Raw genomic sequence first — 14,773 nt, forward strand, 5'->3', positions numbered from 1 at the left:
TTCAATTTCTACGAATAATAAAGCCTTTCCCGATCACGGCTTTGAGGCTGCTAACAATCATGGATCGTATTCAAGCGATGCAGGTTTTCGTGCGTGTGGCTGAGGCAGGCAGCTTCATCCAGGCGGCGCAGACCCTCTCTTTGCCAGCCTCGACAGTGACCAGCAGCGTCAAGAATCTTGAGAAGTACCTGCAGGTGCGGCTGCTGAACAGGACAACCCGGCGAGTCAGCCTGACACCTGAGGGCGCTCAATACCTGGCGCAGTGTCGAGAAATACTTGAGCTGATCGAACACACGGAGACCAGCCTGACGGATTCCGTCAAACGGCCGCAGGGGCGTTTGCGGGTGGATATGCCGGGTGGCATTGCACACTTCATCGTCATGCCCAATCTGCAGGATTTTTACCGGCGCTACCCGGATATCTACCTGATGATCGGCGTCAACGATCGGCAGGTTGATCTGGTTCAAGAGGGGGTCGATTGCGTCATTCGCACTGGCGAACTCGATGACTCAACGCTGGTTGCGCGCCCACTCGGCCGGTTTCGCTGGGTGACCTGTGCGTCTGCCGCTTACCTCGAGGAAAACGGTATTCCGCAGACACCGCAGGATCTGTCTCACCACCGGTCTATCCACTACTTCTCGAGCCGCGCAAGGCGAGTGGGCGAACTGCACTTTGCCCGGGGTAGCGAAAAGATTTCGGTTGCAGTGAACGGTACAGCGGCAGTCAACGAGACGGGGCTCTACATCAAGTTGTGCCTTGAAGGCTTCGGGTTGGTGCAACTCGCCGAGAACGTGGTTTGCGAACATCTGCGAGAAGGGCGGTTGGTCGAAGTGCTTGCTGACTGGCAGCCCGCCTCGGTTCCTGTGCACTTGCTATACCCGCATCAGCGCTTTCTTTCACCAGCCGTGAGCGCATTTGCTGACTGGATCGCCGGGCTGGTTCGCGACCGCGGTCCAGCCAGAGGGCAGTGCCTGCCGGGCTGAGCGATCGGGGTCGTCGAAGGCTTCCTCGGGCACGTTCCAGGCCAGCGATAGCATGTATTTCTTGCCCTGCAACAAGCGCCACTGCCGTACTTCCTAGAGGCGTCGGTACGTGAGCGGCCATCGTTGGCATACAGGACGCCAGGTGCTCGGCAGCCAGGGTGGCGAACATGTTGTTGAGTTCGGTTTTGGAGATGACAAATGGCTTGGCGCCGTTGATGATCAGTACGTTGCTCATGGGTTTACTTTGTGGTCACAGCGGAGTTCGTAGTAGGGCAGCTCGGTGGTGATCCGCACCTACCTGCCATGTTTGCAAGCAAGCTAGCCGGCTTGCACGATGGTGCTTTTGCAATGAGCGGGCTCGAGTTGAACGTTGCGCCCGGCCAGCATGCCGGTAAATGCGCCTGCAATAGAGATTGCGGCTGTGATCAACAGCGGTGCTGTCCAGCCACCGCTCCAGTCGTGCAGCTGGCCCAGCAGCAAGGGGCCTGCGGCTGCCATCAGATAGCCGACGCACTGCGCCATTCCTGACAGTGCCGCGGTGTCGCCGGAGTTTCTGGTACGCAAACCGATGAAGGTCAGACCGAGCATCATGCTGGCGCCAGAGCCGAAGCCCAGGAACGCGGCCCACAGTATGGCGTAGCCCGATGCGTAGATAAGTCCGATCAAAGAGATGGCGGTCACCAAGCTGACGGTTGCGGCTGCCAGCCGCTGGTCTTTGAGACGGCGAAGCGTGGCCGCCAGAATCAAGCCGGGAATGGCCGTGGTCAGTTGCAGCGTGCCATGTACTGCTCCTGCTTGCTCGGCGGATATTCCATGGTCCATCAGAATGGTCGGCAGCCAACCGACGGCGACATAGAAAGGCATCGCGTTCAGCCCCATGAACAGGGTGACCTGCCATGCCAGCGGCGAACGCCAGACGGCCAAGGTTGGCGCTTGTTTCGGGCCGGACAGATTCACGTGCTTGTGTTTTTTCAACTGCGGCAGCCACACAACCAGCGCCAACAGCGGGGCGGCGACCAACAAGCTCAGGGCAATCGGCCATCCCCATGATTGGGTCAGCGGAATGATCACGGCTGAGCCAACAGCTCCCGCTGCGCCCATCGTGATGGAGTATGCGCCGGTCATGGACGCCATTTTCGTTGAGAAGTCGCGTTTGATCAGGCCGGGCAACAGCACGTTGCCCAGGGCGATCCCGGTGCCTATGAGTACTGTACCGGCGTACAACGCCCATGCGCTGCCTGCGGAGCGCAGCAAGATGCCCGATGAAATGACCAGCAGTGCACCGAACAGCGTGCGCTCGATGCCGAACCTGCGGGCGACCGACGCGCTGAGTGGGGAGAAAGCGGCAAAAGCCAGGAGCGGCAGGGAAGTCAGCAGGCCCAGCGCTGAGGCGCTCAAGCCAAAATCATTCTGGATGAGCGGCAAAACGGGCGCGATACTGGTAAAGGGAACGCGAAGGTTTACGGCAATAAGCAGAATGCCTGCGACGAGCGCGATGGCATGCCACTTGTTTTTCGTGTCTGACATATTCTGTAGCTGTCCTCTGAAAAGAAGACAACTGTAGAACGCTTCAGAATTATCTAATATAGATATCAAGACACTTGATACCTAAATTATGCCAAGCTCAAAAAAAGTCGTTTCCTCGCCGGAAGATTTCGATTCAGATCTCTTCGCTCAGGCGGCGATTGCCCTCAAGGTTGCGCCTGACCTCAATGATTCCGGAACCCGCTCACATGACCACCGTAAAGGCCAGCTGATCCTGTCTTTGCACGGTGCGGTGAGCTGTGAGGTGCAACATGCACTCTGGCTTGTGCCTCCCCAGCACGCGGTATGGATCCCCGGCGGTACACCGCACAGTTGCCGCGTGACTGAAAATGCTCGTACCTGCTTTCTGTTCGTCGAGCCCGGTGCAGCTGCCATGCCTGAAGAATGTCGCACGGTTGCCATCACACCCCTTGTGCGCGAAATGATCCTGCATCTCGCTGAACAGGAACCTGCTTACCATTCCGAGGGCAAGACCGCGCGGCTGGTTGCCGTGCTGCTTGAGCAGCTTTCCGATGCCCCGCTGAAAGAGCTGCACTTGCCGATATCAGACCACCCCAAGATCAAACGAATCGCCGATACGCTGTTCGCAGACCCCGGCGACCGAACCACATTGCGCGAGTGGGCCACTCGGCTTTCAACCAGCGAGCGAACTCTTGCAAGACTGGTACAGAGCACGACCGGGCTGAGCTTCGGACGCTGGCGCCAACAGTTGCATTTGATGATCGCACTGAGCCATTTGGCGGAAGGGGTAACCGTGCAGCGTGTGGCAGGTATCCTGGGCTATGACTCTGTCAATGCCTTCATCACAATGTTCAAGAAAGCCTTGGGAAAACCGCCTACGCAGTATTTTTCCTCTCTGCGCTAGTATGCGGCTTACCGAAATGCCGTACGCACCCGATCTCATTGTACTCATGACAGGATGCGAGCAGCAAAGCCTGAGGCCTCCCTGTACCTGCTATCTTCAATTAAAACGACTGGCCTGAATCTGCCGTTCACCCTGACCGCGACCGGCCAGGAGCTGCTATCAAGAATCTACGAAATGATGGGAGATTCAGTGTCGCCAGTTAGTTGGACAGCCATGACTCGACTGTCTCTGCCCCATACTCGGATTTCCAGGCCTTCAAGCGGCTATGGTTACCGCCCTTGGTCTCGATGATTTCACCGTTATAGGGGTTCTTATAAACCTTGACGACGCGGGGTTTGCGAACGATGCTTGAAGACGTGACTGCCGGTGGCGCTTTGCGACCAGCCGCAGCAGGATCAATCAGGTTGATTACATCGCGGAGGCTGAAGCCGTAATCCGCGAGTAAGGCACGCAGTTTCTCTTCGAACTCAATTTCTTTCTGCAGCGCTGAGCTGCCTTTCAAGGCCTCCAGCTCTGCCAGTTGTTCTGCCAGTTGCTGTTCAAGTTTCCGAAACTCAGCCAAGCGTGACATCGCTCGTTTCCTTATTGTGAGGACTATTTGGAGGGATGCAGGATCATAAATGATTCACGAAAAAAAGAGAAATTATTGCTATCTGATCGGACCCTCTCGGGCTGCGCTTTTTCCACGATTTGAATCGCCCCTAGTTTCGTAGACAACTTGAACGGCTACAAAGGGTCGAAAGCGGTTAGTCGCTAATGACTGCTATCGACCCAAAGCCACCGTTCGGGGAAGACCCCAATCGGCCATTAGCTCTCCGTTGCGGCACGCAGCTAACGGGTATATTGCAGTCCCTAAAGTCCTCAGAGTTACTTCCGGTAGCTGCCACTCGGCACTGCGGAAACCTGCCGCTAAGCGCTATGGCTTCGGGCGTTCGGATGTTGTCTCACATGAGTGTGGGGTTTCGGCAGTTTACGAGCCTTTCGGCAATTGGATAAGGTTTTGTAAAAGCTGGTAGCTTACCGTTATGAACATGCCGAACGATCAAGCCGGGGCCAATATATCGGCCATCAAGAATAAAACTTGACCGCCAACAATAATTCTTTGACAAACCCCTTACTAGCGCAGAAGGCCGTGATATAAGAATTCGTAGCTTTCCCAATGGAAGCCAAAAGCCATCAAGCGCAACTAACTGTACCGTATCATTAATTTTAAAGTTTGCAGGCAAAGTTTCATCACCATGGAGGTTTGACAGTTGAGTAATTCAATTTTTCAGGTGGCGGGCATGGAGTTCCAGTTCGTTAGCAGCTTCAACCCAGTCTGGACGACGGCCAACGACTATTACACCGGGAATCCAGGTTCGTTCTGGGAGCCAGTGCGCCCCGACTCGTCCTGGAAGGCTTTCGGATCCTTGTGCGTGCCGCAAACCGATAACCCTTCAGGTACCAGTGTCATGTTGCTGGCGCGCAACCTCGCATCGGACGACCAGTCGCCGCCGCCGCTGGCCCCACCCTCTAGCTTCACGCAGCTTTGGACCGATCGCGGCACTGGCAATACCGGCGGTAATGGTGCCTGCTGGCAGATCATCGCCCCCGATGGCTACACCGCGCTCGGCAGCGTTTTCAACAATGCCAACTACAGCACGCCCGATCCAAGTGAGTATGTGTGTGTCCGAAATGACCTCGTTGCACAGTTGGGCACAGGTGAAGGCGTGTGGAACGATCAGAATTCGGGAGCGACGTGCGGCAACTTGCAGTGCTATGACGTGTTCCCCAGCTTCTCTCCTCCCAGTGCGGCCTCACCCGGCACCCAGGTCACGCAGGGCTCGTGGGCGCTTGGTTCCGGCAGTTTCCTGTCCAGCAGCCAATATGGCGTTCCCACGACCCTTACCAATGTGCTGGTGCTGCCAAACGCAGGAACGGCGAGCCCGGGACCGGGCGAAAATCCGCCCTCGCTGGGGACAGGGGTGAACGTTGCACCCGCTTCGGCGTGGCAATTGACGGCCAGCCTTCCGGTCCTCTTTCCCATGGTCAACGACCCCGCCAAGAACCTGGACTGGCAGATTGACAACCCGCTTTATTCCCTTGAAATATGGGGGCAGTGGACGGCTATCACCTCGCTTACCACGAGCACCGACAGCGGCTCGGTCACGCAAACCATTACTTCTGGTGTCGAGCAAAGTTCGAGCAACGACTGGAGTAATGAAGTCGGGGCAAACCTTGAGGTGTCGGCCTCAAGCGATATCGGCCTTACGGGCGTTGTAAAGGTGAAACTGGGCGTCAAGATTGGCGCATCGTTCTCGCACACCTGGAGCGGTTCTGAAGGCACCATTTCGTCCCAGTCCACGAGTCTCAGTATTGAAGTCAATATTCCCCCACGTTCATTTGGCGTTCTCTGGCAATTGAACTACAGGACCTATCTACGTCGTCAGGACAATACCTATGTTGGCGAGGTGAACAGCACTTCACTACTGGACGGTTATGGCCTAAACATCGGCACAAGCAGTTACGAAATTGCAATTACCCCCTACCCTGCCCAAAAGACCGGATGAATTTGATCTTCATTTGCAACGCGAGATAAATACCCGAAGTAGTCTCCCGGTCCGTTCAATGCGAATCGGGAGAGCATTTTCCAACTTTCCGATTGCAGACAGTCATGCAACTTCTCGTCCCGCCAATCCGTAGGCATCCACGCTTTTCTAGAAACTGTGGGAAAACGCGGCACGGCTTCCATGCGCTTGTGGTGAGTCCTGCATCTTGAATTGAGATACCTCTTTGCCCCGCTCTCAATCCCGTCATCTCCACGCGGGTAAACCCGCTCACATACAGTGTACTGCGGGCCACACTGACAGCTTCGGGTCATTAGCGACCGCTGCTCTGGCTATGGATAGACAAGCAGGGCTGCAATCAGCGCTGCTGGAATGACTGAGAGTCGCTTGCCTGAATGCTTCGACGGTTGCCGTCAGGAGCTAAGGTGTTCAGGCCAGTCCTCCCTCACCTTCTGATTTGAAACGGTCTCAGGCGAACGTCCGCAAACGACCCATTGCTGCCGGTGAGCCGAACAGCAATCTTTGTGGGAGCGGGCGCGCCCGCGAAAATCCAACGCGGAGCTTGGCACCGGCTACGCTGGTGTTCGCGGTCACGCCCTAATGCCAGTCAGTTAAGCAATTTGGGGCCGCGTTGCGGCCCATCGCCGGCAAGCCTGCTCCCACAGGGATCGCATCAAGGCTGACAGGTGTTGGCCCTAAGCGGATTGAACGGTTCCATCTTGCTCTTGGCGAACACCGTCAGCACCGCGTGCGATGCTGCCCCATGCCAAGGCACGTGCCGGTCTAATGCAGTGCTGGTGGCGGCAGGCGTCTGTGCGTTTTAGAACGCGTATCGCGTACTGAACATTACGTTACGCGGCTCACCGTAGTAGCCGGTGAAGAAGGTAGGATCCAGCGAGCTGAAGTATTTTTTGTCGAACACGTTGTTGACATTGACGGTAGCGCTCAGGGCCTTGGTGATGTCGTAACGGGCCATCAAATTGAACACAGCATACTGTTCCTGAGTTGCCTTGCCCTGGCGGGTGGTCAGGCTCTGGCCACTCTGCCAGTTCACGCCACCGCCAACGGTCATGCGGTTCAGCTCCCCGGGCAGGCGATAGGTAGTCCAAAGTTTGACCAGGTTAGCCGGCACTTCTGTTCTGATCCGCTCGTGCTCGGCATCTTTGGTAATGCTGTGGCTGTAGCTTGCGCTGACATTCCAGTCGGTCAGCACCTCGCCATACACCTCCATGTCGATACCGCGTGTCTTCGCGCCGGCGACGGCCCGATAGGCTGACTCGCGGACAGTGCCTTCGACGGTCTCGCCAGTGGCCACACCGAGGTTGTCCTGTTTTATTTCATAAAGGGCCACAGCTGTATTGACCCGGCCATTGAGGAACTCGCTTTTCAGGCCAATTTCATAGTTGTCACCTTCGCGAGGCTCAAGGTTTTTGCCGCCCTTGTCGCGAATGGACTGTGGCTTGTAAATCTTGGTATAGCCGGCATAGACCGAATGAATATCGTTGAGGTCGTAGACCACACCGGCATAGGGCGTGACGAAGCCGCTTTCGCGGGTCTCGGCCGAGTTGGACGAACGAGTGTAAGGCGGGTTGTAAATGGCCTTTTTCTTGTAGCTATAGTCGCCAACGCGAGCACCGAAGATGATCGAAAGGTCGTCGGTTGGTTTGAAACGGGCCACCATGTACGCCGCATCCTGGCGGATAGTGGTGTCGTCGTTCATCAACTTGCCTACCGAGGTCGGGCGATCGGTGTAGTTGTCCCAGTCGTAGATATTGTCGGGGCGCATTTCCAGATCATCATCGTCCGGGTCGCTGTAGTCATGGAACTCCGAAGCACTCAAGCCGAACACCAGCTCATGCTCGCGGCCAAAAAGCTGGAACGGCCCCTGGGCCATTGCGTCAATACCCAGCTGACGCTGGGAGCCATAGCCATCCCCACCATATAAGTAGGCGCCCTCTCCCGTTTCACGATCCGGTGTGCCACCGCTTAACGAGGCCAGCGAGTAATCCCGGGTACTGTACATGTTGTTCACGGCCACCTTCAATTTCCAGTCGTTGACCAGGCCTTGCTCAAGCGTCGCGAAGGTATTGAGCGTGTTCTGTTGGCGATAGCTCCAGCGTGAACCGGCGTTTGTAGAGCGTGAGAAATCGGTTTGTTCACCGTTGCTGTAGAACAGTGGGAAGCTGGCGAATGATACGCCGCGCGGGTCGTTTTTCTGATAGTCGAACCCTACGGTCAACAGGGTGCTGTCGGTGAGGTCCGCCTCAACAATCCCGTAATAGGTCTGCTTTTCCTGTTGGTAATGATCGATGTAACTGTTGCCCTGCTGATAAGCCATGACTGCCCGCCCGCGCAAGCGTGCGTCTTCAGTCAGGGGGCCGGACACATCCACTTCAGTACGGTATGTTTCCCATGAGCCGGCTCCGGCACTTACTGAACCCTGGAACGCCGCTGTAGGCCGCTTACGGATCAGGTTGACGCTGCCGGAGGGGTCGCCAGCACCCGTCATCAGTCCGGTGGCCCCCCTGACGATTTCCACCCGGTCATAGATCGAGGTATCGATCATGCTCTGCGGACTCGCGCTGGTCTGCACGATCAACGTGGTAGGAATGCCATCAAACTGGTAACTATCAATTGAGTAGCCACGCGAATAAATATTGACCCGCTCACTGTCGATGTTCTGCACTGAAAGGCCAGGCGTCTGCTTGAGTACATCGCTCAATGTATTCAACTGCTGGTCCTCGATTCGCTGGCGAGTCATCACACTGACCGTTTGTGGCGTTTCGCGCAGCGATAAGGTGAGTTTGGTCGCACTGTTGCTGGACCCCGTCGTATAGGAGCCGGTACCTTCTGTGGTCGCACCAAGGCCTGCTGCATTGATATTGGTAGCGCCAAGCTCCATGGCCCCGCCAGTTTCTGTTTTGGTCAGCACGAACCTTTTCTCGCCCGCCTGCACTACACGCAAGCCACTCCCTTGAAGCACCCGAGCGAAGCCCTGTTCCAGTTCGTAGCTGCCTTGCAGCCCTGGCGACTCCAACCCTGCGGTATCTTGCGAACTGAACGTGATCATCACCCCGCTCGCAGCAGCAAATTCGCTGAGCGTTGCCGCCAGGGTACCCGCGGGAATGTCGTAGTCGAGAGGCTTTGCCCAGGCAGGTGTCACCGCAAGTATCGAGCCGGCAAAACACAGCGCAAGTGCAGTTTTCTGGGCACTGGGAGGGAGAAAGGTGGTGCGGACTTGCATGAAAGATTTCCTGTCAGCGTTGGCAATGTGTGCGTCTGATGCGCACATGCAGGTAGAGCCGAAGCAGGAATGAAAATCTGTTACCCCTTCATTAAAAAAACTCGGGTCATACCGCCCTGCTTTCCACTCTCACCCAGTAACGGGTCAGGCGGCGCACCTGAACGGGTAGCGAGTCCTCCAGATTAGCGAGAACCCCCTCACTGTCATCGAGCAGAAATGTTCCAGTGAGCCGCAGCCCGGCAATTTCTGGTGAACAGCTGAGCAAACCTGGGCGATATCGGGATAGCTCGGCCAGTAGCTCGTCCAGTCGCCAGTCCAGCGCGACAAGCATGCCGCGCGTCCAGGCTGAAGCTTGTTCTGCGGCCATTCTCAATGGCCCGATACCGGTTGCGGTAAAGCTCACGGCCTGCCCCGCTTCGACGCGCAGCGCCTGGCCAATGGCCGATAGTGGCCGAACTTCCACAGCGTGCGCTTCAACGGCAACCCGAGTGATGCCATCGTCCTGACGCACGGTGAAACGGGTACCCAGTGCCTGGATGCGCCCCTCGGCAGTCTGCACGCTCAATGCGCGGGCGTCTTTTGCGGTCTCGACCAGTAGGGCGCCTTGGCGCAAGACGATCAGCCGCTTCTGCGAGTCGAATTGCACATCGACCCGCGTGTCGGTATCCAGCACCAAAAGGCTGCCATCGGACAGGGTAATCTTCTTGCGTTGGCCTACGCTCGTGCTGTAGTCGTTGCCCAAAGCGGATAACCCATAGCTGGCCCACCCCACAACACCGACGCCAAGTAACAGCGCAAGCGTTTTTACGGCCGCGCGCCTCTGCTGCCGAGCTTGCTCAATCGTGGTAGCGGCAAAATCAGAGGGTGCCAGGCTGAAGCGTTGATGCAACTTTTCAATGCGTGCCCATGCCTTTGCGTGCGAAGGGTCGGCCACAAGCCACACCCGCCACTCGGTCCGTGTGGCCTCCGAGGCGGCGCTATCATGCAGGCGTACATACCATTCAACCGCCTGGGCAAGGACCTGTTTCATTCTTCATCCATCAACAGGCAATGCATCAAGCCTTTCGCCAGGTGCTTGCGCACCGTGCTGACCGACACGTCAAAACGCTGCGCGGTTTTTTCGTAAGTCAGCCCATCCAGTTGCACGGCAAGGAAAATTTGCCGGGTGCGCTGACCGAGCCCATCGAGCATGCGATCAATGGCCAGAAGGCTGTCCAGAATGATCGCGCGGGTTTCTGCAGACGGCGCATGAACTTCTGGCCTGGAAGCCAGTACATCGAGGTAGGCCTGTTCCAGGCTACGCCGGCGATGGAGATCGATGACCAGACCACGCGCAATGGTTGCCAGGTAGTGACGCGGCTGTTGCAGGGAATCAGCCGTGCGGGCAACCATGACCCGAATAAACGTATCCTGAGCAAGGTCAGCCGCATCGGCTGAGTTGTTCAAGCGCGCGCGCAACCAGCCGCGCAGCCAACCATTGTGCTCGCGATATAGGATGTGGAGGTGTTCGTTGGCAGCGGTTTGCGTGTCCGATGTGGACATCTTCTATACCCAACCTGAAAACGCGAATAGGAATTCATCTCGATTGTAAGGGTGTTGGGCCTCATTGGGAAGTGAGTGCGGGAGTACTGAAGCAATCCTCCTGACTAAAGATTTTCGGCGAGTGGCGGCGTCCGCTATCTACTTTGAGAGCGCCGTAGCCAACGGCAGCTATGGGTCGGAAGCAGCCGGTCACCACTGCCTGCGTCCGACCCATAGCTGCCTTTCGATGAGAGCGGCTAAGGGCCGAAGCAGCCGCTATAATGTGTCTACGAAACTAGGGCCTCCTCAGGTCAACAATCAAGAACGCCACTGCGACTTCCCTATGGTCGAAGCGGTAGGTTGCGACATACCCACTCGTCTCGTAATCCGGAGGTCCCAGAGGCTCGCAGTCAAGGTATAAAAGACCTGAAGGTACCTCGTGCTCGAGCATCTCCCCAACATACTTGAAAATAGGATTTAGCTCCTTCGCATACGAGTAAATGACGTGGAAATACAGGTCACAGACTCCGTATGACACCAGCTTGTCGAAGTGCTTTTTAATGTTAGTCCGATCTAGTCCTGAGCAGACGAGCGCTTCGATTATCGATATTTCCTGACCGGAGACTCGGATCACCGCATCCCTTTCGCCTGGATTGCCGTTTGCGGTTACTCCTCCAAGCGATTGGTCAGCCACATCCCATTTAGTCACTGTGAGCAAAGCCGCGAGTACTTCTCGCATGGCGGTGTTGAGGTCATCCTCAAACCTTGCCAAGTTCATTGATCCCTTCCGTTCGCGGAGCATTGCACCCATATGTTGAAGCGCGCCAACGGCACGTGAAACTTGCCCGATGAGATAACCTCGAACCCCGCCGCCAGGGGGGCCGAGGATGTCTCCAATCTGGGAGGGCAGAAGTACAATAAGCTGTTGCAAAGCTGCTCGGATAGAGAAAATCGGATCGACGACGGCCGATGCTGAAGTGATATTGGGCGCGGGGTCTCCAGCTTGAAGGTCGTTCTTGAGTGCGATAAGTCGGTCGTCAGTTCCGAACTCAGAGATGGCGGCGTCTAAAATCGCCATTGCCTCAGCACGGAAGCCCAACTCGTTCTTTGAAACTACGGCTATGAGTTCGAGTTCTGGGCTTCGCCTCTGCCGACGACGAGCCGCCACGCTCTCTAAAGCATCTTCCGGCTTTTGCAATGCCAACATGAGCAGCGCGCGGTTGGCTAACAGACTGCTGCTAACTGAACTCTCGCCCACAGCGACCTCAGCATTGATTTCCGCTAGCAGGTCTTCGCCGGTCACACGATCTGCACCACTCAACGGATGCAGAGTGGGTCCTACAAGCTGCTGAATAGCAACTGCAAAGACGTTCTCTTTATATGCGGGGGCCGCACCAGGACGTGCAGCCAGGCGTTGTAGAGCGACTTGAGCACCCGCCAAATTGCCGTTCGGGCGTAGCAGTTGGGAGGTTGCCCTGTAAAATTCCAGTTTGTCTTGCGCCTGTTGTCTCGTGAGCCTATCCAGTGCTGGCGGAACAACAGTTCCATCAAGTGCAGCCCAGTTCTTCTCCTTTAGAAACAGTCGAAGCTCAAGGGCAAAAAGCTCAAGCCGGAACTCAGGTGGTGCGCGATCCAGGTCCTGCTCGGCCTCATCCAAGTGCTCACGGGCAAGCGCATATTCGCCAGCGAGCAACAAGGACTCAATGCGGTGCTGCAGCTCGGGCCAAGTCCAAAGCGCAGATGCCTCCTCTGGCTTCAGTTGCCGTAACCTCGCTCGGATGCTGGGCTTTGCCGCCGCAGGTAGGTGCTGGCAAAGCTCGGCTAGTAGCACCGGATCGTCTGACTGAGCAAGCGCCTGCAGCATGGATTCCTGGTGACTGCCATTAAACCGTCGCCATGCTGCTGAGAGATCCTCTGCCGGCGAGGCCGCTTCCCGTTGAAATAATGGGCTGGGGCTATACCTGTCTGTGAGGGCTCCGATGCGCCCTTTTTCGTCATGCTCAATAACACTGCGTGCAATGAGCCGTTGGAGTGCGTCGCAGAGCTCCGGCGGTACTGTTTCGCCGTCCCAGCCGGCAGCGGCGCGCGCGAGCAACCGCACGTGCACTCTTAGAGTTTTGGCAATGGAACAGCGCAAGGATGGCTTTTGATCATCCGGCGTGTTTCGCAGTAGCTGTGCGCTATCGAATGGGGTTAGCAGTGCATCTCTATCAGACGCAGTGTAAGCGAATGCAGTCGTGACGAGATGAGCGGCAAGACCTGCGGAGAGACTGGCTGCGTCGGTCCATTCCAAGTGCATGTCGCGCGCAAACTTTGAATAAAGCCGCACGACTGGGAAAGCGTCGGCAATCGGCGCGCTCGAAAGGTAGTTCAGTCCGTCCAGCACTCCTGCAAAGCATGCTCTGGGCACATTGTCCTTGTAGGCTGCCTGATCTACGAGCTGCTGCAGCACGGCAGACTGGAGGTCTTCGCTTTCCCTTGAAACCATCTTGAGAAGCTGCCGCCCAATAGGTCTCCTCGCGTCTGCAATTGCTCTTTTGCTGTAAGTGTCGCTGGCATAGCACCAAGTTACCAAAGATGCGTATTCCACGAGATCAAGCGTGCCCTCACGCAAGTGATAAGCCAAAAGAGATAGCGTGTCTTGAACTGCAAATGCCTTAGCTTGGGCTTCACGACTCAGGTTGCGATCACTATTCCGTATGGATTCCGGGCGCCACTCAATAGCCAGTTTGGCTGCTAGGCAGGCCGTGCGCTGATGCATCAGCATGTCTACTAACAGCGCTGGTGCGGAGCTGATTCGGAATAGCAAGTGCTGCAATGCCACCGGATGGGCTGCAGCGCACGATAGGACCGTCGTCGCTGCAGCCATGATGTTAGGCCCGATGTCAGTGTTCTCAAGCTCGGAGCAAAGCAGAACAAATGCAAAGCTAGCCGTGTTTGAGCCCAGCCGTTCCATCATCAGATGTTCGACGTCGCGGCGCATCATCCAGTCAACTCTAGACACCAGAGTACTGGGCGGTGCTATCTCCGGAGCTCCGGCATATGGCATTTGGTCCAGCGGAATCGCAAATGTATTTTCGAGCACCGCTGTGTAGCGTTCGGCATCGTTGTCCCATGTACCCCAAATGGTCTGGCGTTCCAATACACGGTGAGCTGCCTCACGGCAGTAACGCATCTCAGTGGGGCCCCAGCCACTGTCCCATCTACCGTAACTGTCGAGGGCGTCACACCATACGGACCACTCCCCAAAGGCTCTATCGACAGCCTCGGGATCCGCATCTAGTAAAGCCGGCGCACCGCAAGCCTCGTGTTGGGCAGGAGGCGTTGCATCAACTGTGCTGACGCTGCCGTCAGCGGAATGCTGCGGGAGCTTCGGGCACAGTCGCTCCCAAAGCCGGCCTGCAAGCCAGTCCGGATCTTTGGTTGGTATATGGGCCTCAAGCCAACCCTTAGCCAATATCCTGTCTGCCAGCGCTTTAGCGTGGGGTGGGGGTATACCAGTCCTCGCAACCAGGTGGGGTTCGCCGAGCCCCGTCAGAAAGGTCTTCGTGCTCGGGCTCGGATAAGTGATGTAAGAGCGGGTGCCGGGAGGCGCGCTCTGCATGATCCAGCGGCTGCCATCGAAAGACACCCAACCATTATTCTTGAGGTCGTCGAACATCGGGCCGCTGTCTGCAGCGCGACGCTCCGATTCGTCCCAGGACTTGGCGACATCCTCAGCGCCCCCTCGATACTCCAACCGATAGTGCTGACATAAGTCGAGAATGCTCAACTCGTCGATTACATCGTCCGACCCAGCAATGGGGCGTTGATAACTCGACCTAGGCAACCAACGCCCGAACATCTGCCTCAGCTCAAGACGCATATGCAGCGGTGCCCACATACCTTCCGGTGGGCGCACCTCTTCGAATCCGGTCACGACTCTCCCTCCATGTTGTCCTGGCCATGAATGGTACTGTACGAAGCGGTGGTATCACGAGAAATGGCGTAGCCAATACACGCCTAGCTGACTAGGCCTTGTTTCCCTAGAAAGTTTGAAGCTAAGTGACTCGGCCTATAGAGACTGAAT

9 protein-coding genes and 1 pseudogene are annotated in these 14,773 nt (G+C 56.6%); 3 read left to right on the forward strand and 7 right to left on the reverse strand.

Translation table 11 applies throughout. The features are described from left to right. The first annotated feature begins 59 nt into the window (after positions 1-59). Entirely contained in the window at positions 60-983 is a 924-nt protein-coding gene (locus ACPFMA_RS21905) for a LysR substrate-binding domain-containing protein (RefSeq protein WP_425928731.1), read from the forward strand. A gap of 6 nt (positions 984-989) precedes the next feature. Here the strand turns inward: ACPFMA_RS21905 and ACPFMA_RS21910 are convergent. Together ACPFMA_RS21910 and ACPFMA_RS21915 are read right to left on the reverse strand one after the other, a co-directional pair. After that, positions 990-1,123, reverse strand: a pseudogene (locus tag ACPFMA_RS21910) (hypothetical protein); the annotation flags it as partial. A 178-nt stretch (positions 1,124-1,301) separates the two neighbouring features. After that, positions 1,302-2,510 (reverse strand): MFS transporter, encoded by a 1,209-nt coding sequence (locus ACPFMA_RS21915; protein ID WP_064302250.1) that lies wholly within the window; start codon positions 2,508-2,510, stop codon positions 1,302-1,304. A gap of 88 nt (positions 2,511-2,598) precedes the next feature. Between ACPFMA_RS21915 and ACPFMA_RS21920 the strand changes: the two genes are divergently transcribed. Beyond that, positions 2,599-3,393, forward strand: a complete 795-nt coding sequence (locus ACPFMA_RS21920) for an AraC family transcriptional regulator (RefSeq protein ID WP_425928732.1) — start codon at positions 2,599-2,601, stop codon at positions 3,391-3,393. A 199-nt stretch (positions 3,394-3,592) separates the two neighbouring features. Here ACPFMA_RS21920 and ACPFMA_RS21925 read toward each other — a convergent pair whose 3' ends face one another. Beyond that, positions 3,593-3,964: a histone-like nucleoid-structuring protein, MvaT/MvaU family gene (locus tag ACPFMA_RS21925; RefSeq protein WP_064302252.1), complete on the reverse strand. Its 372-nt coding sequence runs from the start codon at positions 3,962-3,964 to the stop codon at positions 3,593-3,595. Positions 3,965-4,667: 703 nt separating this feature from the next. Here ACPFMA_RS21925 and ACPFMA_RS21930 point away from each other — a divergent pair. Next, entirely contained in the window at positions 4,668-5,942 is a 1,275-nt protein-coding gene (locus ACPFMA_RS21930) for a Vps62-related protein (protein WP_276204504.1), read from the forward strand. A gap of 817 nt (positions 5,943-6,759) precedes the next feature. Here ACPFMA_RS21930 and ACPFMA_RS21935 read toward each other — a convergent pair. The 4 genes from ACPFMA_RS21935 to ACPFMA_RS21950 all read right to left on the reverse strand — a co-directional run bounded on the left by ACPFMA_RS21935 (position 6,760) and on the right by ACPFMA_RS21950 (position 14,623). Continuing rightward, entirely contained in the window at positions 6,760-9,183 is a 2,424-nt protein-coding gene (locus tag ACPFMA_RS21935; RefSeq protein WP_064302262.1) for a TonB-dependent siderophore receptor, read from the reverse strand. A gap of 106 nt (positions 9,184-9,289) precedes the next feature. Further along, a complete protein-coding gene (locus tag ACPFMA_RS21940) occupies positions 9,290-10,213 on the reverse strand; it encodes a FecR domain-containing protein (RefSeq protein ID WP_425928733.1) in 924 nt (307 codons plus the stop codon). Further along, positions 10,210-10,725 carry a sigma-70 family RNA polymerase sigma factor gene (locus ACPFMA_RS21945; RefSeq protein ID WP_064302260.1) on the reverse strand — a complete coding sequence of 172 codons (516 nt, stop codon included), beginning with the start codon at positions 10,723-10,725 and terminating at the stop codon, positions 10,210-10,212. Before ACPFMA_RS21945 ends, ACPFMA_RS21940 begins: the two co-directional genes overlap by 4 nt. Before the next feature lie 274 nt (positions 10,726-10,999). Beyond that, positions 11,000-14,623, reverse strand: a complete 3,624-nt coding sequence (locus ACPFMA_RS21950) for a hypothetical protein (RefSeq protein ID WP_425928734.1) — start codon at positions 14,621-14,623, stop codon at positions 11,000-11,002. Between the last annotated feature and the right edge of the window lie 150 nt (positions 14,624-14,773).

Origin of the sequence: Pseudomonas sp. NyZ201, from assembly GCF_049860765.1 — a bacterium.
In the GTDB taxonomy this organism is placed as follows: domain Bacteria; phylum Pseudomonadota; class Gammaproteobacteria; order Pseudomonadales; family Pseudomonadaceae; genus Aquipseudomonas; species Aquipseudomonas bharatica.

Coding starts and splice junctions, on each gene's coding strand:
- ACPFMA_RS21935 (WP_064302262.1), bottom strand. CDS start 9,183: ATGCAAGTCCGCACCACCTTTCTCCCTCCCAGTGCCCAGAAAACTGCA.
- ACPFMA_RS21905 (WP_425928731.1), top strand. CDS start 60: ATGGATCGTATTCAAGCGATGCAGGTTTTCGTGCGTGTGGCTGAGGCA.
- ACPFMA_RS21925 (WP_064302252.1), bottom strand. CDS start 3,964: ATGTCACGCTTGGCTGAGTTTCGGAAACTTGAACAGCAACTGGCAGAA.
- ACPFMA_RS21915 (WP_064302250.1), bottom strand. CDS start 2,510: ATGTCAGACACGAAAAACAAGTGGCATGCCATCGCGCTCGTCGCAGGC.
- ACPFMA_RS21945 (WP_064302260.1), bottom strand. CDS start 10,725: ATGTCCACATCGGACACGCAAACCGCTGCCAACGAACACCTCCACATC.
- ACPFMA_RS21940 (WP_425928733.1), bottom strand. CDS start 10,213: ATGAAACAGGTCCTTGCCCAGGCGGTTGAATGGTATGTACGCCTGCAT.
- ACPFMA_RS21920 (WP_425928732.1), top strand. CDS start 2,599: ATGCCAAGCTCAAAAAAAGTCGTTTCCTCGCCGGAAGATTTCGATTCA.